23 protein-coding genes and 2 pseudogenes are annotated in these 26176 nt (G+C 41.4%); 4 read left to right on the top strand and 21 right to left on the bottom strand.

The window, feature by feature from the left end:
- Position 1 precedes the first annotated feature (1 nt).
- Together CPG39_RS00115 and CPG39_RS14300 are read left to right on the top strand one after the other, a co-directional pair.
- Positions 2–1092, top strand: a protein-coding gene (locus CPG39_RS00115) for an IS3 family transposase (RefSeq protein WP_096291486.1) whose coding sequence is annotated in 2 segments (ribosomal slippage) — positions 2–263 and positions 263–1092 — 1092 coding nt in all. Because the reading frame shifts where the segments join, the coding sequence is not laid out codon by codon here.
- A 170-nt stretch (positions 1093–1262) separates the two neighbouring features.
- A pseudogene (locus tag CPG39_RS14300) lies at positions 1263–1400 on the top strand (IS481 family transposase); the annotation flags it as partial.
- Between the two features lie 169 nt (positions 1401–1569).
- On the opposite strand, the gene CPG39_RS00110 reads toward CPG39_RS14300, so the two are convergent.
- From CPG39_RS00110 to CPG39_RS00050, 14 genes and pseudogenes are all read right to left on the bottom strand, one after another.
- Positions 1570–2730 (bottom strand): DNA-binding response regulator, encoded by a 1161-nt coding sequence (locus CPG39_RS00110; protein ID WP_096291485.1) that lies wholly within the window; start codon positions 2728–2730, stop codon positions 1570–1572.
- 1406 nt (positions 2731–4136) lie between these two features.
- A complete protein-coding gene (gene der / locus CPG39_RS00105; RefSeq protein WP_013647201.1) occupies positions 4137–5531 on the bottom strand; it encodes a ribosome biogenesis GTPase Der in 1395 nt (464 codons plus the stop codon).
- An 84-nt stretch (positions 5532–5615) separates the two neighbouring features.
- Positions 5616–6752 carry an outer membrane protein assembly factor BamB gene (gene bamB, locus CPG39_RS00100; RefSeq protein WP_231990330.1) on the bottom strand — a complete coding sequence of 379 codons (1137 nt, stop codon included), beginning with the start codon at positions 6750–6752 and terminating at the stop codon, positions 5616–5618.
- Positions 6753–6849: 97 nt separating this feature from the next.
- On the bottom strand, positions 6850–7488 hold the full coding sequence (locus tag CPG39_RS00095) for a YfgM family protein (protein WP_096291483.1): 639 nt from the start codon (positions 7486–7488) through the stop codon (positions 6850–6852).
- 30 nt (positions 7489–7518) lie between these two features.
- On the bottom strand, positions 7519–8793 hold the full coding sequence (gene hisS / locus CPG39_RS00090; RefSeq protein ID WP_096291482.1) for a histidine--tRNA ligase: 1275 nt from the start codon (positions 8791–8793) through the stop codon (positions 7519–7521).
- On the bottom strand, positions 8793–10031 hold the full coding sequence (ispG, locus tag CPG39_RS00085; RefSeq protein ID WP_096291481.1) for a flavodoxin-dependent (E)-4-hydroxy-3-methylbut-2-enyl-diphosphate synthase: 1239 nt from the start codon (positions 10029–10031) through the stop codon (positions 8793–8795). The genes hisS and ispG overlap by 1 nt, the downstream gene beginning before the upstream one ends.
- A gap of 35 nt (positions 10032–10066) precedes the next feature.
- Positions 10067–11293, bottom strand: a complete 1227-nt coding sequence (locus tag CPG39_RS00080; RefSeq protein WP_096291480.1) for a RodZ domain-containing protein — start codon at positions 11291–11293, stop codon at positions 10067–10069.
- A complete protein-coding gene (pilW, locus tag CPG39_RS00075; RefSeq protein ID WP_231990329.1) occupies positions 11290–11991 on the bottom strand; it encodes a type IV pilus biogenesis/stability protein PilW in 702 nt (233 codons plus the stop codon). Before pilW ends, CPG39_RS00080 begins: the two co-directional genes overlap by 4 nt.
- A gap of 74 nt (positions 11992–12065) precedes the next feature.
- Complete coding sequence (gene rlmN, locus CPG39_RS00070) at positions 12066–13166, bottom strand: 23S rRNA (adenine(2503)-C(2))-methyltransferase RlmN (RefSeq protein ID WP_096291479.1); 1101 nt, start codon at positions 13164–13166, stop codon at positions 12066–12068.
- Between the two features lie 20 nt (positions 13167–13186).
- Positions 13187–13612: a nucleoside-diphosphate kinase gene (gene ndk / locus CPG39_RS00065; protein WP_013647193.1), complete on the bottom strand. Its 426-nt coding sequence runs from the start codon at positions 13610–13612 to the stop codon at positions 13187–13189.
- Positions 13613–13818: 206 nt separating this feature from the next.
- The gene (locus CPG39_RS14950; RefSeq protein WP_172424055.1) at positions 13819–13938 is read right to left on the bottom strand and encodes a hypothetical protein; all 120 of its coding nucleotides are present in this window, start codon (positions 13936–13938) and stop codon (positions 13819–13821) included.
- A gap of 175 nt (positions 13939–14113) precedes the next feature.
- Positions 14114–15077 (bottom strand): annotated as a pseudogene (locus CPG39_RS00060) (IS5 family transposase).
- A gap of 254 nt (positions 15078–15331) precedes the next feature.
- Positions 15332–16156: a DUF3025 domain-containing protein gene (locus CPG39_RS00055; protein ID WP_231990328.1), complete on the bottom strand. Its 825-nt coding sequence runs from the start codon at positions 16154–16156 to the stop codon at positions 15332–15334.
- A gap of 65 nt (positions 16157–16221) precedes the next feature.
- Complete coding sequence (locus tag CPG39_RS00050; protein WP_231990327.1) at positions 16222–16962, bottom strand: EI24 domain-containing protein; 741 nt, start codon at positions 16960–16962, stop codon at positions 16222–16224.
- Between the two features lie 244 nt (positions 16963–17206).
- Here CPG39_RS00050 and flgM point away from each other — a divergent pair, with 244 nt between their 5' ends.
- Together flgM and CPG39_RS00040 are read left to right on the top strand one after the other, a co-directional pair.
- Complete coding sequence (gene flgM, locus CPG39_RS00045) at positions 17207–17512, top strand: flagellar biosynthesis anti-sigma factor FlgM (RefSeq protein ID WP_096291477.1); 306 nt, start codon at positions 17207–17209, stop codon at positions 17510–17512.
- 29 nt (positions 17513–17541) lie between these two features.
- Positions 17542–17976, top strand: a complete 435-nt coding sequence (locus CPG39_RS00040) for a flagella synthesis protein FlgN (RefSeq protein ID WP_231990326.1) — start codon at positions 17542–17544, stop codon at positions 17974–17976.
- A 118-nt stretch (positions 17977–18094) separates the two neighbouring features.
- Here CPG39_RS00040 and motD read toward each other — a convergent pair whose 3' ends face one another.
- From motD to flhB, 7 genes are all read right to left on the bottom strand, one after another.
- A complete protein-coding gene (gene motD, locus CPG39_RS00035) occupies positions 18095–18889 on the bottom strand; it encodes a flagellar motor protein MotD (RefSeq protein WP_096291475.1) in 795 nt (264 codons plus the stop codon).
- A 36-nt stretch (positions 18890–18925) separates the two neighbouring features.
- Entirely contained in the window at positions 18926–19666 is a 741-nt protein-coding gene (locus tag CPG39_RS00030) for a flagellar motor protein (protein WP_096294205.1), read from the bottom strand.
- Positions 19667–19729: 63 nt separating this feature from the next.
- The gene (locus CPG39_RS00025) at positions 19730–20446 is read right to left on the bottom strand and encodes an RNA polymerase sigma factor FliA (protein WP_096294204.1); all 717 of its coding nucleotides are present in this window, start codon (positions 20444–20446) and stop codon (positions 19730–19732) included.
- A 5-nt stretch (positions 20447–20451) separates the two neighbouring features.
- On the bottom strand, positions 20452–21348 hold the full coding sequence (locus CPG39_RS00020; protein WP_096291474.1) for a MinD/ParA family ATP-binding protein: 897 nt from the start codon (positions 21346–21348) through the stop codon (positions 20452–20454).
- Entirely contained in the window at positions 21341–22642 is a 1302-nt protein-coding gene (gene flhF / locus CPG39_RS00015) for a flagellar biosynthesis protein FlhF (RefSeq protein ID WP_096291473.1), read from the bottom strand. Before flhF ends, CPG39_RS00020 begins: the two co-directional genes overlap by 8 nt.
- Positions 22639–24720 carry a flagellar biosynthesis protein FlhA gene (flhA, locus tag CPG39_RS00010; protein WP_096291472.1) on the bottom strand — a complete coding sequence of 694 codons (2082 nt, stop codon included), beginning with the start codon at positions 24718–24720 and terminating at the stop codon, positions 22639–22641. Before flhA ends, flhF begins: the two co-directional genes overlap by 4 nt.
- A 54-nt stretch (positions 24721–24774) precedes the next feature.
- Positions 24775–25914: a flagellar biosynthesis protein FlhB gene (gene flhB / locus CPG39_RS00005; protein WP_096291471.1), complete on the bottom strand. Its 1140-nt coding sequence runs from the start codon at positions 25912–25914 to the stop codon at positions 24775–24777.
- Between the last annotated feature and the right edge of the window lie 262 nt (positions 25915–26176).

Raw genomic sequence — 26176 nt, 5'->3', positions numbered from 1 at the left:
AATGAAGAAATCGAAATTCAGTGACAGCCAGATCATGGCGATACTCAAACAGGCCGAGGGAGGAGTGCCGGTGCCTGAATTGTGCCGTGAACACGGTATGAGTAATGCGACATTTTACAAATGGCGCAGCAAATACGGCGGTATGGATGCATCAATGATAGCCCGACTCAAGGAACTTGAAGAAGAGAATCGCTGGTTGAAAAAGATGTATGCTGAGGAACGGTTAAAATCCGAGCTACGTAAGGAAGCCCTCGAAAAAAAGTGGTAGCGCCCTGGCAGCGGCGCGACATGGCTAAACAGGTTGTTAAGCAAAAAAGGATCAGTATCCGCCTGGCGTGTGAGATCTATGATATCAGCGAAACATGTTACCGTTATCAAGCCAGGCTCAATGCTGATAACCGTATCATTGCCGATTGGCTGCTGCGGTTGACGCACAATCAGCGAAACTGGGGGTTTGGTTTATGCTTTCTGTACTTACGCAATGTAAAAGGTTTTTTCTGGAACCACAAGCGTGTTTATCGTATTTACCGGGAGTTGGAACTGAACATGCGGATCAAGCCGAGAAAGCGGCTCAAACGTGACAAGCCGGAAGTGCTGGCGGTACCGTTAACCATCAATGAAACCTGGTCAATGGATTTCATGTATGACCAATTGGAAGATGGCCGCAGCTTTCGGTTACTCAATATACTGGACGACTGCAATCGTGAAGGATTGGGAATGGAGGTGGATTTCTCCTTACCTGCAGGGCGCGTCATACGCACGCTGGATCGCCTGATCGAATGGCGCGGCAAGCCAAAGCGGATTCGCTGTGACAACGGCCCTGAGTACATCAGCGGCTTACTCTCTGCCTGGGCGGCAAAGAACGGCATACAGCTGGAATTCATACAGCCCGGCAAACCTCAGCAAAACGCCTACATTGAACGTTACAACAGAACCGTACGTTATGACTGGTTAAGCCAGCACTGCTTTGAGTCAATCGCCGAAGTTCAGGACTATGCAACAAAATGGTTGTGGACCTATAATCATGAACAGCCTAATACGGCCATTGGAGGAATAACACCAAAACAAAAGCTCGCTCAGTTAGCGCATTAACCTCTACTTTTAACTTCGGTTAATAATGGGGGGATTACCACATCATCGAAACTGGCAATGATTCTTATCGATTCAAGCATCGTAAAAAATGTATAAAAACCGATTAATCAACTATACCGTGTGGAAACTTTTCGACGCCGATACCTGGAAAGTTTTCAATGCCGATTGACAATCTGGATGACTGGATGGTGTATTACAACAGTGCGATAACTCATCAAGGCAAGATGTGCTGTGGTCGCACCCCAATGCAAACTTTAATTGACGGAAGGGAGGTATGGAACGATAAAATCAACGCTTTGAATAACTGAATTTGATCTAACAGGCACATCATCAAATCGGGTAACTGTCAGATCAGGTTGCGACTACTACAAATAATGCAAGAAATAGCGCAATTCAAGCCAGAATATGGCAAATTCTAACCTAATATCCTAAAACCGTTCGCTTAGCCCCTGGGGGGATGTATTAATCAGCGCTTCCCTAATACTCATTCAACGACCTACCTACGGTTGATTCTATATGTTGAAAATGTTGCTTAGCATAAGCAAATAAACTGAATCTATTTTTAATTCCCAATTTGCTAAAAATAGAAGTTAAGTGATTACGCAAAGTATGTTCACTCATGCATAATTTCGCAGCAATTTGCTTGTTTTGCTCTCCACCAGTCCCATCTGAGAATGCTCTAAGAATTGTACACTCCTTACGAGTCAGCATCGTAATCTTGTTAGTATTAGTATCAGGAGAAAATTTACTTCTTATGCGTGAATTATGAAGCAAAATTCGACCTGTTGTTATTCGGTCAAGCCATAATTCACCATCATGAATTTTTTCTATAGCTCTAAGCATCGTTTGCGTCGATTCTTTTCTATGAACAATACCACGAGCACCACTTAGTACCGCACGATCAATTACCTCTTTATCATGTGTATCGGTAAAAATCACCACTCGTGTATTCCCATTATTAGAAAAATCTGGAATGTAATTTACACAATCAATATCATTCAGATATGTATTTAATATAAGAATATCAGGTCTCTTCTCAATCACAAGTCGCTTAGCATCGGAAATATTTGATGCTGTGCCAATAACCACCATTCTTGGCTGTTTACTATTTATTAATTTCTCCAATCCCCAGAGTACTATTTGTTGGTCATCGACCAGCAGAACTTTAATCGACTGCACTGCAAACTGATTAACCGTACTATTAGTATCATTAATTCCAAAATGCTGACAAAAACAAGACTCAAAATCAGCAGATCTCTTCTCTGTATCATACTTATTGATACTACAGCCCATCGCAGTAGCAATCATTGTTACATGTTGCACAAGTGAGTCACTAGCATAGGCCGTAAAATATATGCAAAGATTCACATTATCCGATTGTAGATTTTGTGCCAAATCTATTCCATCACAATTCTTTAATTCCATATCCGTTAAAATAAGATCTGGCTTATCTTTATTTATTCTTACTAAAGCTTCTTGGCTCGAAGTACAAATACCAATGATATTATATTCCCATTCTTCAGCTATATTCCTCAAAGTCTTACCAGAAACATATTTGTCAACGATTACTAGCACATTGATAACATTTTTATGTTTATGCGAAATTCTTACTAGTGCTTGCTCTGCTTTGTTGGCCATTATCTTTACCTTTAAACAGGTTTGCTACGTATTTATTTTAACATTTATCTCTTCATTTTACTGCAAGAGAATATTATTTAACTCATTGAATAGATACATATTATATAAAAAATTTTAGATAAACCCTACAATCGTTAAAGTGTATTTGTTTAAAATGATGCAACCTTTAATAAGGTTTTCTCTGCTTAGAATTTTTATTTTATTGATGTGTAATTAATAATTAAAATACTATGGCTCAATATTAAAAGTAATCATTAAAAATTTCTTTCTCATTGCATACTAATTTAGTATTTTATTATCTAATTAAAGAATAAATACGGATTTTCCTGATATAACTTTAAATATTTTAATGTCATTTGTGAAAATTGTCACAGGTAAGAAATGCTCTCCTTTTATTGATGGATTCCTTAATATAAAAATTAATCGTCACGCTAATCTAGTTCACAAATTCCAAACTGTCAGCTAATTCTTAATTGATCTATTGAGTTGCATTACATTCTAACAAAATCTACATAATTGGAATGTGACAAAACCCACATGATAAAACTGACATAAATGCCTACTGAATGATTTGATAAGAAATAAGAAATCAAGATTTGTGGCTATAATCCAATCTCCCCTGTCCCTGATAAAATCTCTGAATACGTTCCATCAATCCAGCGAACTCTATGTCAGGTTTTGTCATTCACGGTCTAACTAGTGTCTCGTCATTGTGTGTCGAGACCACTAGTTTTTCCCTTAAACTTATTTGCGATAGGCAAAAATACTTTTTATTCGTCTGTTTCGATAAGGCTATAATAGCGACATCTTGCTACATATAATGTGTAATGCGATCAATTCTCTAGTTCGGCCTTTTCTTGGCAAAGCTAATGACTACACATATTCCGTAAACCAAACAAGACTCGTAAATACTTGTTATCTTACTTATCGAAGCCAAAAAAAAATCCACTTGCCACCACACTAGAACAATAAATTTGCTTCGCGCGCCCTGCACCTATTCCCGCGGCAAGACCGCGGGGTATTACGGCGCAGAAAATCAAAAACGGCGCGCTACGCTGACTTCAAAAACAAAAAAACTATAATGTTCCCCCTGGCAAGACCACGGAGAATCGCAAGTTCATATAGTTCCCTTCATCTCGCGATACAAACACTACACACTCCCACGTCAATTGCTGTTGTCTTTAATTCGAGTACTTTTTTTCAAGTAGTAAGACACTCTATCTATACTTTTTTGGCGCTTTGATACTATGGGAGTAGTGAGATTCACTTAATCAAAACTTCCCATAATCCAAAACGAGAACTAATCAATGCTCATTTCTCATAGTTTAATTGTCTTATCCTAATCTGTATTTTCACTGAATAATCACTTTGATTCCACCATGAACTATTGAACACACATCTTACATTTATCCATATTTTTTCCGATTCCGCCGTCTGCGGCTATGTGCACGTCTCGCTTCTGCTTCAGTTGGTGGAGCAGGTTTTTTATCAGCATATGGATTATGGCCAATTTTAAAATCAACCCGTAATGGAGTACTCCATAGCTTAAAAGTTTCACGAAATGTATTTTCCAAATATCGACGATAGGTTTCCGGCACATGATTCAGCATGCTACCGTGTACAATAATCAAAGGTGGATTGGATCCGCCTTGATGCGCATAACGCATTTTGGGACGTGACATACCACCACGTGGTGGGGGATGTTTTTCGACTGCAGCAATCAAAACCCGCGTCAACTTCGGAGTCGGCAAATCAGCCATAGCTGCCGCATATGCTATATCTATAGACGGCAACAATTTTTTCATCCCGGTACCATGCAGCGCAGAGATATAATGCAATTGTGCAAAACTCAGAAAAGCTAATTTGCGACTCAAGTCACTCTTGATAGTAGCGCGCTGGTATTCATCCAAGCCATCCCATTTATTGATGGCGATGACTAGCGCACGCCCCGTTTCCAGTATGAACCCAGCAATATGAGCATCTTGATCAGAGATCTCATTTCTAGCATCTAGTATCAATACAACTACATTGGCATCTTCAATAGCCTGCAGTGTTTTGATAGCTGAGAATTTTTCTATAGTTTCATGCACTTGACCACGACGTCGCAATCCTGCTGTATCGATCAACGTATACTGTTTGTCTTTATGCGTAAAATCAACGTAGATACTATCTCGCGTTGTGCCAGGTTGATCAAAGGCAATGACTCGCTCTTCTCCCAGCAGAGTATTAATAAGTGTGGATTTTCCAACATTGGGACGACCAACAATGGCAATTTTAGGATGCTTGCTTGCAGATTCTTCTACAACCTCTGGAAAATCCGCCAATGCTAAGTCTGCCAACTCATGGATGTTATCACCATGCATCGCTGATACCGCACAGGGATCACCCAGACCTAGCTCAAAAAATTCTGCTGTGACAACAGTAGTCGTCATGCCTTCTGTTTTATTTACAACCAGTAGAATTTTCTGTCCAGATTTGCGTAGTTGCTCAGCAATAATTTTGTCATGCGCAGTCAACCCCTGGCGACCATCGACAATAAACAATACTTTATCTGCTTCATCAATCGCTTGAATCGTCTGCTTTGCCATGGCATACAAAACACCCTCTTTAATTACAGGCTCAAAACCGCCGGTATCCACGACCAAATAAGGTTTATCTCCTACTCTACCGGCACCATAATGCCGATCTCGCGTCAAGCCTGGGATATCAGCAACGATAGCATCACGGGTACGAGTCAACCGGTTAAACAAAGTAGATTTGCCCACATTAGGGCGACCAACCAAAACAAGTGTAGGTTTCATGAATATTTACAGCTTTCTTCAGGGCAGTGACATTAATAAAGATACGCTGTATCTTGAAGATTCTAGACGAATTTAGAAGAGTTATTAAAATTGTGTACTATAAGCGTATACTCCACCCTTTGCCGTTTGAACTACAAAACCATCAGGCAATGAAGAAGCAGGATTCTGAATCATGCTACCATCGGTAGCTGAGCGGGCAATTAAAACTCCATCATAGTTTCGTAGCAAACTAACATTTCCTTGATCATCTCCAACAACTATATACTGCCCCTTGATAATAGGCTTCGTTAATTTCTTACTACCAAGTCTACTCTGCTTCCATACACTGGCTCCACTGAGCAAATCATACGCAGAAACAATACCTTTATCTTCAGTTACATAAACATAATCACTATCCATTACCAAGCCTGCACTACTGGAAGACTCACGAGTCCATATTTGAGTGCCATCATTGATGGCAAAGCATGCCACACGTCCTTGATACGCAACCGCGCAAACCAACCTATCGTTAACCACAGGTACACTGGTAATATCTGTCATGCGTTCGAGCTCCGTAACGCCCCGTGGGTGGGAAACGGCAACTTCCCATCCAATATTGCCATTAAACAAGCTCATTGCCACCATTTTCCCTCCAGGGAAACCCGCGAATACAGCACCATGCGCAAGTGTTATTCCTGCAGTGCTTCGCACCGTCAATGGAGGAGTTGCTCCTTGATGAATCCATTTTCGTTTTCCATCAATAGCATCTAATCCAAATATTCTGCCGTCAACGGTTCGCACAACCACTATATTATTTTGCACCTGAGGTGGACTTAAGATTTCACTGGTGACTGATGCTTGCCATAGCATATGACCAGATTCATTATAAGCAAGTACTTCACCTTTAAAAGTCCCGATCAGAATAAGTCCTTCTCCAACACCTACGCCAGCGGAAAACCTATGCTTAGTTTTGACTTGCCATAATTGCTTACCCGTTGCTGCTTCATATTTTGTAAGTTTTCCAGCTTCATCAGCTGAATATACTGCATCATTTTCATAGACAACATAGAATGAAGCAATTTCATTTTCACTGACTTTATTCTTCCATTTCAATGGAATTGGATCAACGGATTTTAAAGCATCGAGTTCTTCCTTTTCATAAACAATGACTTCATCTGTGACAAACATATCTGATAGTTGCGTACTCATTGCTTCAACAATACGCATATCAAATGGATTCATCGTATTACTACAACCTGACAGTAGTAAGAAAAATACTATCCAGAACGAAAAAAATCGCCTGCACCTAGTAAAATTCGATTCAACAATTGTTAAATTCTTATTCAGAATTGCCCAGTCCATCCAATTTCATTTGTACAATGTTATAGTAATTATTACTCTTATCAAGCGCATTTATAGCTTCCTGATAGCTTAAACGCGCTTCAGAAATTCTCTGTGTAGCTACCTGGATATCTCCCTTACGGTCCAAATATAACCCAGAAAAAGCTTCACTATATCCATCATCTAAAAACCTTAATGCTTCATCGTATTTTCCTTCATCGAGTAAAATCCCCGAGATTCTCAATCGAGCCAAATCACGCATCTCGGTTTCTTTTGCATGATCAAGAATCCATTGTAAGTTTTGTATCGCCCGCTTATTATTCCCTGCATGAGCATCGGCTTGTGCTGCAATCAATGCAGCGCGTGGCGCATAGCCACTGGAGGAATAACCTTGCATAAGCAACTGAGCCGTATCATTAATTTTTTCTGAATCATTGCCTGCTTGGACCTGCTTCAACAAAACGTATAAATCCCCCGCCTGCTGTGCCTGCTTTTTCTGGTAATACTCCCAAGCCTTTATAGCTCCGGCAGTTGCTAACATTACTGTCATGAAAATAACAATCGCAGTCCCATACTTGTCCCACCAACCTTTAAACCCATCAACCTTTTCCTGATCTTCATGATTATAAGTTACCATAGCATTTCCTTGGTTAATTCTGCGTTATTGTTAATACAAATCTTTTTTATTAATTATTTCAGCAACCTCGCTTAATTTCAGACTTACTTGTTCAATCAGATCACGCAATGGCTTAATAGTTACTTGTTGCGCCCTGAATTCATCATTCCCGATAATCAATGCATAAACAGCACCAGATGAATCAGCCTTTTTCATCTGAGATTTAAAGCTGCCGCCACCGCAATGCAAAATAACATCGAATCCCTCATCACGAAGAAATTCCGCACACTTCCAAGCATAATCCATGACCTGCTCATCACCTTGATAAGCAATATAAATATCAGGAACTGGCTGTTGAATCTTTTTCCCACATTCTTGCATCAACGACAACAATCGTTCTACTCCCATAGCAAAACCGCAAGCCGGAGTGGATTTTCCTCCCACCTGCTCTACTAAGCCATCATAGCGCCCACCAGCACAAACTGTTCCTTGTGCACCTAATTTATCGGTAACCCATTCAAATACAGTGCGATTGTAATAATCCAATCCCCTTACCAAACGCAAGTTAATATTATAATTAATGCCTCGCTCACGTAATATTCTTTGCAAGGATTCAAAATGGCTACATGATTCAGGATCCAAGTCATCAATCAACTTTGGTGCATTCTCAATAATTTGTTGCATTTCTGGATTTTTACTATCGAGTATGCGCAAGGGATTGACATATAGACGTCGTAATGAATCTTCATCCAAATTATCACGGTGTCTCTCAAAGTATTTGAGTAGTCGCGAACGATGTAATGCGCGTGATTCAGTGTTTCCCAGCGTACTTATTTCCAGACGCAGATCCGAGATTCCCAATAATTCCCATAATCGAACACACATCACTATTAATTCTGCATCGATATCTGGACCAGCATAACCCAATGCTTCCACGCCGACCTGATGAAATTGACGATAACGCCCTCTTTGTGGGCGTTCATGCCGGAACATCGGTCCCGCATAATACAATCTTTGCGGTCCAGCATACAAAAGATTATTCTCAATAGCTGCTCGCACGCATGACGCAGTGCCTTCAGGCCGCAGCGTCAAGCTATCATTATTGAGATGATCGATGAAAGTATACATCTCTTTCTCAACAATATCAGTTACTTCACCAATAGAGCGAATAAACAAATCGGTTTGCTCGACAATCGGGGTACGAATATTCCGATACCCATAAGCAGTAAGCCACTGCCGCACCATCTGTTCAAAATATTCCCAGAGATAAGATTCTTCCGGGAGAATATCATTCATTCCACGAATTGCTTTAACACTGCTAGCCATCAGACTACTTTTCTCGGGTACTTCTCACTTACATATTGATCAACAATTGCACGAAATTCATTGGCGATATTATCGCCTTTTAACGTTACGGTTTTTTGTCCGTCGACAAACACAGGTGCCACTGGGGTTTCACCAGAACCTGGCAGACTAATTCCAATATTAGCGTGCTTGCTTTCTCCCGGACCATTTACTACACACCCCATCACAGCTAGCGTCATATTTTCGACGCCATCGTATTGTTTGCGCCAAACCACCATCTCATCACGCACATAAGCCTGGATACTTTCGGCTAATTCCTGAAAATAGGTACTGGTTGTACGTCCGCACCCTGGACAAGCAGCAACTAGCGGAACAAATGCGCGTAGCCCCATGGTTTGCAGAATTTCCTGAGCTACAATCACCTCACGTGAGCGTGTCCCCCCTGGTTCCGGGGTCAATGAAATGCGAATAGTGTCACCAATTCCTTCCTGTAAAAGGACAGACAATGCCGCTGTAGACGCTACTATGCCTTTAGAACCCATCCCTGCCTCTGTTAATCCCAAATGTAACGCATAATCGCAACGTGCAGCCAAATCGCGGTATACTCTAATCAAATCTTGTACACCACTTACTTTGCAAGAGAGTACAATCTTATTGCGGTTAAGCCCGATTTCCTCTGCTTTTGCTGCGCTTTCCAATGCCGATATAATCAATGCTTCCCGCATTACATACTTTGCGTCTTGCGGATTACTTGAAGCGGCATTTTCATCCATAATGCGCGCCAGCATTTCGGGATCAAGACTTCCCCAATTCACGCCGATGCGCACAGGCTTATCGTACTTACAAGCTGTTTCAATCAAGGTAGTAAATTGCTCATCACGTTTCTTACCATAACCAACATTTCCCGGATTGATGCGAAATTTTGCTAAAGCTTTAGCGCATTCGGGATAACTGGTGAGCAATTTATGCCCATTGAAATGAAAATCTCCAACCAAGGGAACATGGCATCCCATTTCATCGAGACGCGCACGAATTGCCGCTACCGCCTTTGCGGCCTCCATTGAATTGACAGTGATTCGAACCAACTCAGACCCAGCACGCGCTAATTGCGCAACCTGTTCCGCAGTAGCAACTTCATCAACTGTATCAGTATTAGTCATTGATTGCACCACGACTGGCGCACCACCACCCAACATTACAGAACCAACCCGAACACCTACGCTAGATCGGCGATTTATCGAAAAACTGTTTTCAGACATAATTATTGTATAAGGTCTAAAGATTGCAAGTACGCCTACTCAAGTATAAAGCGCGCGGTCCCATCCTGCTTTTTATAAGAAGAAATATTAATTTCCTTATCATTATAGGTGAGATTAACACCCGATGCATTGCCTATAACAATCGATAGCGGTCTTTTACCTACGACAATTTGCTCGCTACCACCTTTCATAAGCTGCTCAAACAAAGCAACACCCTTAGCATCTACCACCTTCACCCATGAGTCCGCTATAAATTTAAAATATAAATTACCTGAATCGCTGGTTTTTTCGTTCTGCAACTCATTAGATTGAGCAATAATATTTTCTTCAGCTGGAATAAGCTCAGTTTTTGCATTTAGTTCTGCTACTGCCTTTCCCGGATCGTTAAGTGTGTTAGTAGGGGTCATTGATGACATTATCGGCAAGTTCACGGTATTATCTACAACTGTTGACATTGGCAATCGAATCTCCATGGAAGTTGTGCCAGATTCTAACTGCGCGGCGCTACCCACCGAACTGATATTAGAATCTTTATTCCATCCATTATTCTCAAAAATAAAATATGTGCCTAAAACCATAATAGCTAAAATAATGGCGATCACAAGTGAGTTATTACCAGAGTTCTCACGACTTGAAGAAAACGATATTTGTTTATTTCTAAATGGAGTCCGCTCATAGGTCGATATTATTCGAGTTGACTCTGGAAGTAATTGTAATAATTGCATGGGGTTTAGTTGCACAAGATTGGCATAATTACGAATAAACCCGCGTAAAAATGTTTTTCCAGGCAACTTCTCAAAATCCTCGTTTTCAATTGCTTCAATTTGTTGTATTGAAAGACGCAACTGCCTTGATACATCCTCAATACTCATATTCTTCCTAACTCTTGCCCTGCGCAGCAAATGCCCAACACTTTGCACAATGCCCATAGAATCAATATCATTTAATTCATTTTGGGGGTTTATATGATCAAGACTACTTACTATCTCATTATGGTTATTACTTACCTCGATATGTTCATGGTGATGAACGTTTAAATTTGAAGCAATTGAATCGAGATTGTTATATTGCTCTCCAATAACTGATTCGATACTCCTCGTTTCCGAATTTTGCATATTTTCGTGTACTCCCTGATGCGACTTTGAAGTATCGTATCCAGGTGAATGATTTTCGGTTGTTATACTAGAATCAGATGTAATGGAATCAATATCTTCAGCGTGTTGATTTACATTCTTGTTCATTTCATCATTAACATTCGTCATCTGATCTTTCCTTCTCGAATCGACACGGCTTCTTTGGATTCAGGAAAATGCTTTTGCAGTTGATAGATATAACTATCAACTGCCAGTTGATTATCCAAGGCTCGCTCAATCTTTATTCCCAGCAATAAACTTTCGGCTGTAGGTGCATAATTTTGCAGAAACTGAGAAAGTTTAGACCTTGCCTCTGTCAAATTTCCGCGTTCAAAATCAATATCGATCAGTCCAATAATTGCAGGTGAATAATTGGACTGGATTGATAATGCATTTTGAAAAAGTAACTGCGCTTCAATGTATTTTTGACGTTTAGTTTCACAGATCCCGGCATTAGTGTAAGACATTTCGGGTGTTGAATGAAGGGGATCTCTAGCAGCTACCATAAAATGATTAATGGCATCATCCATGCGTTGCGGAAAACGCTGACATAAAAACCACCCATAATTATTATTAATTTCTGGGTTTCTTGGTGCCATTCGAATAGCTCGCTCAAAATTTTCTAGCGCTTTACTGTTTTCATTTAAGGTCATATTTATAAGCCCTAACACACTGTATGTAGGCGCATAATTCGATTGTGCCTTCAATGCCTCATTAACTTCCTCAATTGCCACATCCAATTGCCCCCGGTAAAAATATTCAGCCGCCAACTCTGTATGAATTTTTGCGCTTTGTAATGCACGATCTCCCTTATCCTGAATGGGCATCCCGGTTTCTGCATTGTGCTGTACACAGCTACCCAACCCTATGAGAAATAGAAATAATAAGGGCGAATATAATTTCACTGGATCGTTTCGATTTTTAATCGAGTCAAACGATGCGTTTTATCTTTCACCTGACCAGCAAGCTGACCACAAGCAGCCGCGATATCATCGCCCCGTGTTTTTCTGACAGTTGTAATAAGCCCTGCGTGCACTAACACATCACGAAACACTCTTATTGCTTCAGTTGATGAACGCTTATATCCAGAATCTGAAAAAGAATTGAACGGAATTAAATTAAACTTACAGGGAATGTCTTGTACCAATTTCACAAGCTCGCACGCATGCGCTACACTATCATTAACACCATCGAGCATGACATACTCAAAAGTTATAAAATCTCTGGGCGCAGCCGACAAATAACGCTGACAAGCGGCCAATAACTCTTTAATCGGGTATTTCTTGTTGATTGGAACCAGTTGATCGCGCAACGTATCATTCGGAGCATGTAATGAAACAGCCAAAGCAACCGGACAACGCTCACGTAATCGATCGATAGCAGGCACTAGCCCGGAAGTACTAACCGTTACACGGCGCCGGGAAAGACCATAGGCATGATCATCCAACATTAAATCTAGGGCTGTTACAACATTCTCAAAGTTGGCCAGCGGCTCACCCATGCCCATCATGACAACATTAGTAACCGCTCTTTTGGTTTGTAATTTTGTATCATCACCACAAGTTTCAAGCATCTTATTTGCGATCCATAACTGTCCGATAATCTCGGCAACAGTTAAATTGCGATTAAATCCTTGCTTTCCTGTAGAACAGAAAGTGCAAGCCAATGCACATCCAACCTGACTTGAAATACATAGAGTGCCACGACTAATTTCTGGAATAAAGACAGTCTCTATACCATTTCCTGCACCAACTGATAACAACCATTTACGTGTGCCATCGGCTGCCACATAATCAGACATAATCGTTGGCAGCTCAATAACCGCCTGCGTGGCAAGCTTCTCGCGCAAACTTTTTGCCAGATCGCTCATTAAATCAAAATCAGCTATGCCAAACTGGTGAATCCACCGCAATAATTGCCTTGCACGAAAAGGCTTTTCACCAATTTCAGTACAAAAATCAACTAGACTTTTGTTATCATAATTTAACAAATTAACCGACACGATTTAGATACTCATTACTTTTAACGAGAATAAACATTTAATGTGGGGAAAAAACAGGCAATTTCGGCCATTGCCGTTTCTAATGCATCTGAGCCATGCACTGCATTGGCATCAATGCTATCAGCAAAATCAGCACGAATAGTTCCTTTTTCAGCTTTCTTGGGATCGGTTGCACCCATTAAATCGCGGTTTTTCTTAATTGCATCCTCTCCTTCCAGTACTTGTACCATCACAGGCCCGGATATCATAAAGCTAACCAGATCGTTAAAAAACGGCCGCTCACGATGCACTGCGTAAAATTGCTCTGCATCAGATTGTGACAAATGTACCATGCGCGCGGCAATAATTTTTAAGCCACCTGATTCAAAACGAGAATAAATCTGCCCAATCACATTTTTTGCAACAGCGTCCGGTTTAATAATTGATAAGGTTCTTTCAATTGCCATTAAATACTCCAATAAATTAGTAAATTTAACATTACATTTTAACAAAATACGTACCTGGTTCGCAAAAATACATAACCGCTACTCTAAATAAAAGCGTTTTCATCAAAATCTCTACAAGAAACTCATCCAAGGATAATAAAATATTTGTCCATCCCCACCCAATTGCTTTTTCTATCGTAATTGAGCTACCCAGGCACGAAGTACCGTTACAATACATAACAACAAGTTGATCTTTTTACTATCCCACTTAATTTTTGCTCATCAAAATCACTTTCTACAGAAAGATGATACGCACCAGGAACATGTCCCATTCTATAATCATTCAAGCTTCTAACATCAAAAAATAAATATTCCTTATCGAAAAAAGTAATTTAGGAAAACACTGATTAATACACCGCACCCCAGGGGCTAAGCGAACGGTTTTGGGATATTAGGTTAGAATTTGCCATATTCTGGCTTGAATTGCGCTATTTCTTGCATTATTTCCCTCAATTCTTGTCTTTAAGACGCAATCCGGCTGGCTGAGCTACATAACCACCGGCGAGCCAGCAGCAAGTTGGCAAGCCCAAACAGTGAAAACATCTGAGCGTTATTTTTGGCCATTCCTTTGTAGTGGGTTTTGCGGTGCATGAGCAGATTCTTTACAACATGAAAGGGATGCTCAACCTTGGCGCGAATGCTGGCTTTTGCATGTTCAAGCTTCCCATCAGTTCGCCTGCTGTTGTTTTGGGCAATGCCTTGCGCTTGGAAGGACGCATTGCAATATGCCAGGTTACGGGCAATTCAGGATTCTCTTGTCGTTTTTCAATGCCTGGGTAGCCCGCATCACCAAACACATCGGTTCCATCACCATGCAGCAGCGCCTGTGCCTGAGTAACATCGTGGACATTGGCTGCCCGATCAGGGTGTGAACAAGCCCTGATTGCGCATCGACACCGATGTGTACCTTCATGCCGAAGTGCCATTGCTGGCCTTTCTTGGTTTGATGCATTTCGCTATCGCGCGCCCGTTCCTTGTTCTTAGTCGAAAGAGGGGCTGAAATCAGCGTAGCATCAACAATCGTGCCTTCGCGATGAAATAATCCACGTTCAGCTGATTGCATCAAAGATCGATTCCGTCAGAGGATGCCCTTCCAGTAAATGACGAAATCTCAGCAGAGTCGTCGCATCCGCTGCCGCTTCCCGATTCAGATCACTACCACAAAGTGACGAATGGCTTGGCTATCATATACAGCATCTTCCGTGCCTTCATCCGAAAAACCAAAGCACTGTTGCACAACATACATCAGCATCCGTTCCAGACCAGTCGGTGGGTGATCCCGCCTACCGCTAACCGGATAGTACGGCGCAATAACATTCAACACAGATGCCCAAAGTGTTGCAGCTTCAATTTCATCCAAAAAACGATCTCGTCGGGTTTGTTTCTTCTTTGCCGCATATTCCAGGTCAGAAAAGCTTGATTGCATCGCTCTATTCCATTTATCTATAGCCATGTATTTATCAAACCTCTGCAACATCTATTCGATGTGATCGAATAGATCAGTGTTTCCTTAGCCGTTTCTGTACTTACAGCACGAGCACCTTCAGCGCTTTCCGGCGAAAAATTATCCGCCTTAGATATAGTGACAATGAAAAATAACGCAATTAATAGCGCTACTAAGAGTATTCTCATTTCAATTTTCTATTAATTATAAGTTATTCAAAATAGAATGTAATTTTTTTAAGTGCACTTAAATTGACGACGATCACGAAAATATTCCTTATTTTCATAATAGGATTCATGGCAATTATTCGCATCCCACTTCGGATAACCTAACAATGGGATTGGCGTCAGATCTGCACTAGATGACAGTCTGCAGAGCAAAAATTGTTCCAGCATTAAATCCACTGAGTGGAGTTGATTAAATAAATCTTGCAAGAAAAAATCTTCCTTTACCTTGAAAATAATTGCTTTACCAGTCATACCGATAAAAGGGTTTAATGCTTTTTCGTATATTCCGTGGCCAAAAACAAAAAATCGCATTGATGATAATACGGTGGTACGCTGCCGCCAAAACAATTCTTTCCACTCAAAGCCTTTTATTAGCCGAATCAATAATTCATGACTGCTGATGATAATGACGCCAGATTCATCGAATAGCGTTGCTGCGTCTCTTAATTTGCACCTATTTTCTGCTTTAATCGCTAACTCAGACAGTTGTGCTTGATAATGCAATTGATTAAGCGCTGATTTAGCACGCGGCAGTATTTTCCACACTAAAGCATTAAAAAAATCATGCCAATTATTAGCTCTAGTTTGCACTTGACCAGTCAAAAAAATTCTCGATTCATAAGGTTGTCCATGGTAATGTTTCACAATTACCTGGGGTATAAATAAAATAGATTTACCTGATCGAGTATATATTTGTTGATTTGACATGGGACATAATTTGTTAAGCTCATTAGGTTCAGGCCAGTACTGCATATTTGAGAAATCCTTTCTCAAATATGCAAATGGTTCAAATATAGGCGAAAGATCCATAAAATTTGGATCCCAACTATGCATGTTCACAGCTGATTAGAAACTTGATCAAAAAAAGAAATCTGTTTGAGTATCTGAAAGTTTATTTTTTATTGATTAATATTTTGTTTTGCCATTTCTTTCGCGCGCAAAAGTTTTAGATGCTCTAGTCCAAAATGAATAAACGCAAGTGCAGTAAAAATTGGAGCCAATAAATTAAGAAAAGGTATAAATTGCACCAAGCCCGTCAACAGCCCGAGCCCCCATAATGAATATCTGTTCTCTGAGCAAATTTTGTTAATTTCGTGCTTGGTGGCATGCTCCGATAACGCATCATAGCGAAATAATTGTTGATTCATAAAAGCTGCGGCCACGAAAGGGATAATAATTCCTGCTCCAACCGCCCACAATGGCAACGAAACTATCCAGATGAATATAAAAACAATACTGGCGATTACCGCATTGACAATGCTGCCACTAATAGACCCTCCATATTCACGCTTCAAATCGGGATAAAAACGGCGCGCCACCAAACCAATTAATGCCGGCAATACAAATATGGCCGTAATAATCAGTGTCGTAACGATTACAAGAGGAATAAGTACTAAAATATCAAATAAACCTAGAACTATCGATGCAATCCAATCTGATTCCAAATTTTGCAGCCACTCACCGACACCAATTTTGTCCAAAATCTGATAAATTATTTTAGAAAAATTATCCTGAAAAACAAATCCAACTATCAACCAAAACAGTAATGAAGCTATAATCGGCCAAACAGTAATCCATGCAATTCTTAAACGAAATAAATCACGAAATGCACTCACAATTGCTTTGAATATTATAGACATTTTACTACTGATATAAGGTAATACCATAGGTTTACAACAAGAGATAACATTAACATGGCTATCGGGAAGCTAGTCGAAAAATATATTTTCTTTAAAGCTCCTAAACTTCCTACCAACTAACACCGTAGGACTATTGTAAATCATTTTCTCTAATAATCCAGAGCTTCAGCAAGCACTTTAATTCTAAAGTTCTAAATAAAGATGTCGATAAAATATTTAATGAATTCGCCATGAGGTTATAAAAATGAAAATAGATAAATCTTTACAGCCCGTATCAATTGTATCTGTTAATGATGGAAAAAGACGTACTGATATCACACCGAATCCGAGTACGAACCAAGAAAATAATGTGCATTTAAGTCCTAATGCTACAAAACTACAAACAATCGACAGTACTACTGAAAATGGCTCAATTGTAAATACAGCACGTGTTCAGGAAATAAAACAAGCTATAAGTGAAGGAAATTTTCAAATTAATCCGGAAGTAGTTGCCGACAGATTGCTTGAAACAGTAAAAGAGTTGATTCAATCCAAAAAAGGTGCTGCGTGATGTCTTGCCACACAGACTTTACGCGCTTCATGAATGAATTGAAAACCGAAAGCGATACACTACGTATTTTTATAGAAATCCTTAAAAAAGAAGAAAGTGCCCTTATTGAAGGAAGACTAGAAGAAATAGATCGCCTCGCTTCCAATAAAATAAAACTGATCCAAGAACTAATACAACACGATAATGATCGTAACGTTTTTTTCCTGAAAATAGGACTGCCTTCAGAAAGAAAGAGTATAGACTCTTGGCTAAATGAATTAGCGGTACAAAACTCCAGTTTCTCCGAAATAAAAGCTTTATGGAAAGAATTATTAAATCTTGCCAAAACGGCCCAACAATTCACTCATTCTAATGGCTTGATTATTGCAAACCGACTGCAACACAATCTACGGTCTTTTGCTGCGCTTCATGGAGCAGCTGGTAATGTTGCACTTTATGGACCTAAAGGTCAGACCTATATCTAAGGTATACCCCTTGAACAATCTCTTCCGAGAATAGAAATACGTATTCTTAAATCAAATCCACTATATACTATATATTTATAAGTCGCCCGAAATCATAGCTATTCAGGAATCCCTTCACTTAATTTTCAGCGATGGGAATTTCCGTTATCTTATCAGGATCCGTCGACAAGATCATGACCGTCACGCGACGATTTCTTTTTCTTCCTTCAAATGTCTCATTGCTTTCTATTGGTCTATTTTCACCGTAACCTATTGCAGTAAGCCGATGAGCTTCAACGCCCTTTTCAATGAATAGCCTGATTACACTGCTTGCACGTGCGGAAGATAACTCCCAATTTGATGGAAAATTCTCTGTATTTATAGGTAAATTATCTGTATGGCCTTCTACATTAATTTCATGCTCGTGGCCTTTGATCACATTTGCAATCGCTTGAAGTGATAAGATAGAGTTTTCGGCAAGCTTAGCTTGCCCTGGTGAGAAAAGAACACTGGCATTAATTTCAACTGTGATTCCTAAAGAATTTTGGGTCACTCTCACTTGGCCATTCTTCACCAATGGTTCCAGCGCATGGAGAATATTCTTAGCCATACCTTTCATTTTCTCTTGCTTTCTTGCTTTCTGATTACTGAAATTATCTGCAAGCTTGATCAAGCTGTCCTGATTTGAATGCTCATTTTGAAGCGGTGAAAACTCAGTCGTTTGTGGAGATTCAGAAATAGATGAGCTGCTATTTTTAAACGCGGTAACCAATGAAGAACTTAACACACGATATTTTCCATCATTTACCGATGAAACTGCATACATTACTACGAAAAAAGCAAATAATAAGGTTATAAAATCCGAATAGGAAACAAGCCAGCGCTCCTGATTTTCGAGCGGACTCTCATTTATTTTCTTTCTTCTATTTATCATTCAATAGCTTATGATTAAATCAACACTTGAAGAGTATTAAATATAGTATCCTTTCAATCGGCTTTCTATCAGTCGAGGATTCTCACCGTTTGCGATCGCGACAAAGCCATCCATCAGCATTTCTTGCATAACGACATGCTCACCAATAATATTTTTCAGCTTATTTGAAATTGGCAAGAAAACGAGATTGGCCAATCCAACACCATAAATGGTTGCCACAAAAGCCACTGCAATGCCGCTACCCAGCAAACTGGGATCCGATAAATTTTCCATTACATGAATCAGACCCAGCACAGCGCCCAGAATGCCAATGGTGGGCGCATAACCACCAGCTGCTTCCCAGATTCGTGCGGATTGCCGTTGATGTGTCTCTAAGGCCGTGATATCAATTTCCAAGACTTCGCGTAATTTCTCCGGCGTACTGCCATCAGCAAGCAATTGCAAGCCTTTTTTTGAGAATGTGTCTTTGGCTGCAGGTATATACGATTCCAGCGCCAACATGCCTTCTTTGCGTGAAATATTAGACCAATTGACAACTTGCTTAATTAAAATCTGGGGAGAGTTTTCAGGCGGGTAAAACACCCAACTGACCATTTTCACTCCATTAACGAAAACTTTGACTGGGCTTTGCAATAACACAGCGCCAATAGTCCCTCCCATAACAATTAGAAAAGCTGCTACCTGCAGTAAAGATCCTACATGCCCTCCTTCAAGAAATTGCCCGCCGATGATCGCAACAAAAGCCAATACAATACCGGCGACACTATTCACATCCATCTTTGATTTTTTATTCATCCCAAAATCCAATCAGATCACCGGATAATCAGTATTTCTTGCTTCTCAAAGATTTCTCAAACGACTGCGAAGCCTTGCAACAGCTTGAGTATGCAGTTGACAAACTCTGGACTCGCTGACTCCAAGCACTTCGCCTATCTCTCTTAAATTCATTTCCTGCTCATAATGCATCCCCATCATTTGTTTTTCCCGGGGAGGCAAATTATCAATCGCGGCAATTAGCTGGTTGCGAAAATTCTCATCCAACAGCGCATTTAAGGGATCTCCCTCAGAGTTGATAAATAAACGATCCAAGAAAGGCTCTTCATCATCTTGTTGAAAATCTTCGTAATAAATTAATTGTGCACCTCGTGCGCTTTGCAAGGTCTCATGGTATTCGTCCAGTGACATATCTAATTCTTTGGCCAAATCCAGTTCATTAGGCGCGCAACCATTGCGCTGTTCTAATAAATTCACAGCTGCTTCAATACGGCGCATTTTTTTTCGTATACTGCGCGGCAACCAATCCGCCTCGCGCAACTCATCCAATATTGAACCCCGTATGCGCTGTGCCGCATAACTCTCAAATTGCCGCCCGTATGAACCCTCATAACGATTGATAGCATCTAGCAAACCAATCATACCGGCTTGAATCAGATCATCAACCTGAACACTAGCGGGTAATCGAGTCATCATGTGGTAGGCAATACGTTTCACCAGTGGCGTAAATTCAGCTATAAACTGATCTTTATCAATTGCTTTAGTTCCAGTCGCAGTATACATATCAATCACACCATAAAATTGGCCATACTCAGATGACTTGTTTGAATCAATCGTTGTATGAAATTATCAATCCCCCCGTGATACTTATCTGGGCAAGAGGAGCGTAAAATATTTTGCACTACCTGCCCAAAACAAATTGCAGCCTGTGAAGACGGGTATGTTTCCAGCACAGGCTTACATAATTGTGTTGAACTGCGCAATCTCTCGTCGTTTGGAATATAGCCAGCATATTCAAGCGTTACCGATAGATATTGACGAGCTACTTTGTAAAAATTTTGGTAAATTGCAAACGATTCAGCTTCCGACCCCGCCTTATTCACCAATATGAGAAAATGCCTTCTCGTATACTCCTGGCTCATGATCTTAATCAGTACATACGCACCCGTAAGGGATGCGGCTGATCCCGAGATCACCATCATCACCTGCTCCGAGGCCAAACTTAGTGGTAATACATGTGTTGTTCCTGCAATAGCCGTATCTATCAAAACAATGTCAACGGAATGAGTTAACTCTGAGAAACTTCTGACAAGCCAGTCTTGTTCGAGCGGATTCAACTTGTTTAGTGCATGGATACCGCGCATGGCGGATAATATGGCGATATTCTCAGGACCCTGCAAAAGTACCTGGTTTAACTTTTTATCCTTATAAATCACATGGAGTAAATCAAAGCGTGCCCGCAATCCCAGATTGGTACAAATGTTGTTATGACAAGGATTCTCATCAATCAGCAATACGCGCCGTCCCTTCCGAGCCAAAGCGACGGCCAGATTCACAACAATACTGGTTTTTCCAATTCTGGACTTTCCTCCTGCGATAGTAAAAACACGAGCTGAATCAGGTGCCTGGAATGATGGTAGTTTGCGTAACCCCATCGCCTGATCGTGTAGCATCAATTTAGTCATGGAAGAATCCCGCCGATGATTTCTTTCCAGTTTGCACTGTTTCAGTACTATTCTTTGTCGCCATTACCAAAGCAAATTCGGCATCTTGCAAAGTAAAAGCCGAATCACCAGGAGTGGATTTAAAAATACGATGCAATAAATAACGCGGATTAGCTGCGTGAATATCTTCCGGAACCTTCTGTCCGTTGGCGACATAATGCAGCACTAATTTTCTGCGAATAACGGCATCCAGTGCCACACCCAAGCTCGCAGCTTCATCGACTTTTGTGATGATACAGCCGTAAATACCATTTTTATGATAGGCAGAAATCACCTCATCCAGTGTTTTCCCATTGGATGCAGCACTTAATATCAGCATGCGTTTGATATCGGTACCACAATTACTCAACATGGTAATCTGCTCGGCAAGCATTTGATCACGCTGACTCATCCCAACAGTATCAATTAACACCATATGCTTGTTTCTCAGTTCCGATAGTGTCAATTGCAAATCTTCAGTATCTTTAATCGTACGCACCGGAATACCTAATAATCGCCCATAGATTCTCAACTGTTCATGACCACCAATGCGGTAGCTGTCAGTCGTGAGTAATGCCACCCTATCCGCGCCATGCCGGATTACACAACGAGCCGCCAATTTTGCAGTCGTAGTCGTTTTACCAACGCCTGTGGGGCCGATCAATGCATAAATGCCGCCCTTTTCTATTATTTCATCGCTGGCAACAGTATGTAGATTAAAAGCTAATGCCGACATTGCCTGCTTCAGACTCAACTCGTAATCAAGCTCAGGGGGTAATTTCTCCACTAACCGGCGTGATAATAACGGGCTAAAACCTGAATCCAGCAAAGTGCGAAGCAGTTTCAATTTCTCCGGCTTACGTTGGATAAAATTTCCCCATGCAACAGCATTCAACTGATCTTCCAGCGCATTTTTCATGGCTTGAATTTCAGCAATAATGTCGCGTGCAAATGAAGCTGTCATTACATCATTCGTGCTTTTTCTGATGCCTTCCTGATCACTCGTTAACGCAAGCAATTCCGAATATGATTCAGCAGAAGCGATTTCTTTACTCAGTTCTTTATTTTGTTCATAGTAAGCAGCATTCGCTGAAGGTGAAGCAGGTAAGGGCTGTGATGGCACTAGATTAGACATTTCAGAATCAGCCAATGCCATGATTTCCACACCATCTCTGGTTTTTCTATTGGACAATATGACGGCATTGTCGCCAAGCTCTTCTTTAACCTGGCGCATGGCTTCTCGGGATGTAGATGCAATATAACGCTTTACTTTCATTTGTTACCTCCAACGACGGAAGTGATCTTGATTCTTCTTGAATCGGGAATTTCGGAATGAGCCAATACTCTTAATTGAGGCAGTGCTCGGCGTAAAAATCTAGCCAGTAAAAAGCGAATAGCCCCCGGAACAAGCAATACAATCGGCAATCCGAGCTTCTCTTGCTGCTGTGCTGCACTGTGAGCTTCTTTCAACAACGTATCGGCAAGCCCGGGCTCAATCCCGGCGCCTTGCCCTGCGCCAGTTTGCATTACCTGGCTAAGAATATTTTCCAATTCGTGATGCAAACTCATCACCTGCACATCTGAGCCTGCAGGATAGTATTGATCGAGAATAGCGCGCCCCAAGGCTGTTCTGACAATTGCAGTCAGCTCGATAGCGTCCTGGGTTTGAACTGCATGCTCAGTCAAAACGTCGATAATGGTACGCATATCCCGGATATGAACACTCTCCTGCAGCAAGTTATGCAAAACTTTCTGCACCGTTGAGAGCGGTAATAATTTTGGAACCAGATCTTCAATAAGTTTGGGAAATTGTGTATTAAGATGATCCAGTAATTTCTGCAATTCCTGTCTGCCTAATAATTCAGCAGCGTGCGCATGGATCAAGTGATTGATATGCGTCGTTACTACCGTGCTGGCATCAACCACAGTGTAGCCATGCAATTGTGCCTGTTCACGGAAAGCAGCTTCGATCCACACTGCCGGCAACCCGAATGCCGGGTCATTGGTAGCTGTGCCGGGTAATTGCATCGTGACCTGTCCTGGATTTATCGCCAGATACATACCGGAGTAGGACTCCCCCTGACCAATGACGGAACCTTTTAACGTAATACGATAAGCGTTAGGTCGTAGCTCCAGGTTATCCCTGATATGTATCACAGGTGGGAGAAAGCCGATTTCCTGAGCAAATTTCCTGCGTATGCCATTAATTCTTTTGAGCAGATCCCCTTGCTGCGCTTTATCGACCAAAGGAATCAAACGATAGCCGACTTCTAGTCCTAATGTATCGATTGGAGTTACATCATTCCAACTGGCATCAGTCTTTTCAATCGTTGGTATTTCCGGAACAATAGGCTCAATCGGTTGCGTGATTGGGGTTTTTTTCTTCCAATACGCTATTGCACCCAGGGCGGAAGCAATAAAAAGAAACACAAAATTCGGCATTCCCGGAATAAGTCCCATCACAGCTAAAATTGTGGCGGTAATCACCAATACTTGCGGTTGATTAAATAGCTGACTTAAAACCTGCTCACCCAGATCTTGATCAGTCGTCACACGGCTCACCACCAAACCCGCAGCGGTAGAAATAATCAATGCCGGAATTTGACCCACCAGACCATCACCAATCGTTAACAAAGTATAGTTCTTCGCTGCTGAGCTTAATTCCATATCGTGCTGCATGACACCGACCGTCAATCCACCGACAATGGTAATCAGCATAATCAATATGCCGGCAATCGCATCACCGCGCACAAACTTACTGGCACCATCCATGGATCCATAAAAATCGGCCTCCTGAGAAATAACCTGCCTACGTTTACGCGCTTCTTCCTCGCCAATTAATCCAGCATTCAGATCGGCATCAATAGCCATTTGTTTGCCGGGCATGGCATCCAGTGTAAAACGCGCGCTGACTTCAGCGATACGCCCCGCACCTTTTGTAATCACGACGAAGTTGATGACTACCAGAATGATGAATACCACCAGACCGACTGCATAATTCCCACCCACCAGAAAGTGTCCGAATGCCTCGATCACTTTACCGGCAGCATCAGGCCCGGTATGTCCATCAAGCAAAACAACCCGGGTTGAAGCGATATTTAACGATAATCGTAATAAAGTTGTAATTAGCAGGATGGTCGGGAATACTGCAAAATCAAGCGGATTCTTAGTGTATAAACTCACCATGAGCACAATAATGGCGATAGCAATATTAAAGGTAAACAATAGATCCAGTATAAAAGGCGGCAATGGCAACACCATCATGGCCAGGATCATAATAATCAGAACCGGTCCAGCCAAGGTCCTGAAATTACTAATATTTGCTAAAGATGACAATGCAATCGCAGTATTCATAGTTTCCGCAATAAAAAACTTAAAGAAAAATTAATTTAAAGGCTACCCATTCAACTAAACCGCAAGGTTCGCCTGATCCAGCTCCTCCGGAACAGGCACATCAACCGGTGGCCTCGGTTCAGTACCGCCATATTCTTTATATCGCCGTAACTGAAAAACGTAAGCCAGAACCTCGGCCACTGCGGTATACAGTTTTTCCGGTATTTCGCTTTCCAGTTCCGTGTGGTGATACAAAGCCCGTGCAAGGGGCGGTGCCTCAAGAATGGGTATGCGATGCTCCGTAGCGATCTCCCGAATACGTGCAGCCAGTAAATGCACTCCTTTAGCAACAACTTTGGGGGCACGCATGTTACTCTGATAACGCAATGCCACGGCATAGTGTGTAGGATTGGTGACAATGACATCTGCTTTGGGAATTTCAGACATCATGCGACGGCGTGCCGCCTCCCTTTGCAGGTTACGGATGCGGGCCTTAACGTATGGATCGCCTTCGCTTTCCTTGTATTCTTTACGCACGTCTTCTTTCGTCATACGTAATTGCTTCGCGTGTTCCCAAATTTGAAAAGGCACGTCAACCGCAACTATTATGATCATTGCGCTGATAATCAGCAGAAAGCTCATTGCCAGGAAATCACCGGTGCGGCTAATTCCCAAGTCAATAGATACTGTTAGCAACGCCATCACGGAGTCTTTGTTATGCCAAATAACCAATGCCGCCACCCCTCCGATGAGTATGGTTTTAAGGATGGCCTTAACAAGTTCTATCAGGCTACGCATTGAGAAAATACGACCAAAACCTTTTATCGGATCAATGCGTTTGAAATCGGGAATAACCGCCTTAGCACTGACAAGCCAGCCACTCAGCAGCATGGGAGCAAAAAATGCTACGACCAAAAGCAAAAACAGCAATGGAGCCATCGAGATCAAACCTTCAATCGCAAATTCATAAAAACGATTGATCATCAATTCAGACTGAAACGCCAGTTCCCGATCCAGTTGCATACCGGATTGCATGATTTTCACCAGCTTTTCCATTAAAGCCGAGCCCAGCATCAATATCCCGACAGCTGCAGCCATCAACAAAGTAAATGAAGTAAGCTCTTGAGAACGCACCACCTGGCCTTCTTCCCGCGCCTTCTCCAGGCGCCTGGGCGTGGCCTCTTCCGTACGTTCTAAATCACTTTCTTCAGACATGGCAAGCTCCAAATTTCCATGAATGAATTATCATTGGTATTATCTGAATCCAATATTGGGAATAAGGAAGGAATCATCCCCTTTATTGCTGAAACATGAATAGTCGTCATATAGCGCTCTATTACCAATGCAGTAGATAGTTTCTCAGTCAACGGGTTATGGCAGATCTGAAGTGGATTGAGATATGATTCACCCGTTTATTTTTGTGATGATCCGATGCAGTTTACTTTACGTCTTGCTCTGTACATTTTTGCAACAGGGC

It is taken from the genome of Nitrosomonas ureae, assembly GCF_900206265.1.
GTDB classification, from domain to species: domain Bacteria; phylum Pseudomonadota; class Gammaproteobacteria; order Burkholderiales; family Nitrosomonadaceae; genus Nitrosomonas; species Nitrosomonas ureae_C.
The sequence above is the reverse complement of the archived record's forward strand: the minus strand, read 5'-3'. Positions and strand labels throughout refer to the sequence as shown.

What these genes read in the sequence shown, in the direction of transcription:
- CPG39_RS00110 (WP_096291485.1), bottom strand. Translation starts at nt 2,730, where the DNA reads ATGGCCAACAAAGCAGAGCAAGCACTAGTAAGAATTTCGCATAAACAT.
- der (WP_013647201.1), bottom strand. Translation starts at nt 5,531, where the DNA reads ATGAAACCTACACTTGTTTTGGTTGGTCGCCCTAATGTGGGCAAATCT.
- bamB (WP_231990330.1), bottom strand. Translation starts at nt 6,752, where the DNA reads ATGAATCCATTTGATATGCGTATTGTTGAAGCAATGAGTACGCAACTA.
- CPG39_RS00095 (WP_096291483.1), bottom strand. Translation starts at nt 7,488, where the DNA reads ATGGTAACTTATAATCATGAAGATCAGGAAAAGGTTGATGGGTTTAAA.
- hisS (WP_096291482.1), bottom strand. Translation starts at nt 8,793, where the DNA reads ATGGCTAGCAGTGTTAAAGCAATTCGTGGAATGAATGATATTCTCCCG.
- ispG (WP_096291481.1), bottom strand. Translation starts at nt 10,031, where the DNA reads ATGTCTGAAAACAGTTTTTCGATAAATCGCCGATCTAGCGTAGGTGTT.
- CPG39_RS00080 (WP_096291480.1), bottom strand. Translation starts at nt 11,293, where the DNA reads ATGACGAATGTTAATGATGAAATGAACAAGAATGTAAATCAACACGCT.
- pilW (WP_231990329.1), bottom strand. Translation starts at nt 11,991, where the DNA reads ATGCCCATTCAGGATAAGGGAGATCGTGCATTACAAAGCGCAAAAATT.
- ndk (WP_013647193.1), bottom strand. Translation starts at nt 13,612, where the DNA reads ATGGCAATTGAAAGAACCTTATCAATTATTAAACCGGACGCTGTTGCA.
- CPG39_RS00055 (WP_231990328.1), bottom strand. Translation starts at nt 16,156, where the DNA reads ATGCATAGTTGGGATCCAAATTTTATGGATCTTTCGCCTATATTTGAA.
- CPG39_RS00050 (WP_231990327.1), bottom strand. Translation starts at nt 16,962, where the DNA reads ATGTCTATAATATTCAAAGCAATTGTGAGTGCATTTCGTGATTTATTT.
- flgM (WP_096291477.1), top strand. Translation starts at nt 17,207, where the DNA reads ATGAAAATAGATAAATCTTTACAGCCCGTATCAATTGTATCTGTTAAT.
- CPG39_RS00040 (WP_231990326.1), top strand. Translation starts at nt 17,542, where the DNA reads ATGAATGAATTGAAAACCGAAAGCGATACACTACGTATTTTTATAGAA.
- motD (WP_096291475.1), bottom strand. Translation starts at nt 18,889, where the DNA reads ATGATAAATAGAAGAAAGAAAATAAATGAGAGTCCGCTCGAAAATCAG.
- CPG39_RS00030 (WP_096294205.1), bottom strand. Translation starts at nt 19,666, where the DNA reads ATGGATGTGAATAGTGTCGCCGGTATTGTATTGGCTTTTGTTGCGATC.
- CPG39_RS00025 (WP_096294204.1), bottom strand. Translation starts at nt 20,446, where the DNA reads ATGTATACTGCGACTGGAACTAAAGCAATTGATAAAGATCAGTTTATA.
- CPG39_RS00020 (WP_096291474.1), bottom strand. Translation starts at nt 21,348, where the DNA reads ATGACTAAATTGATGCTACACGATCAGGCGATGGGGTTACGCAAACTA.
- flhF (WP_096291473.1), bottom strand. Translation starts at nt 22,642, where the DNA reads ATGAAAGTAAAGCGTTATATTGCATCTACATCCCGAGAAGCCATGCGC.
- flhA (WP_096291472.1), bottom strand. Translation starts at nt 24,720, where the DNA reads ATGAATACTGCGATTGCATTGTCATCTTTAGCAAATATTAGTAATTTC.
- flhB (WP_096291471.1), bottom strand. Translation starts at nt 25,914, where the DNA reads ATGTCTGAAGAAAGTGATTTAGAACGTACGGAAGAGGCCACGCCCAGG.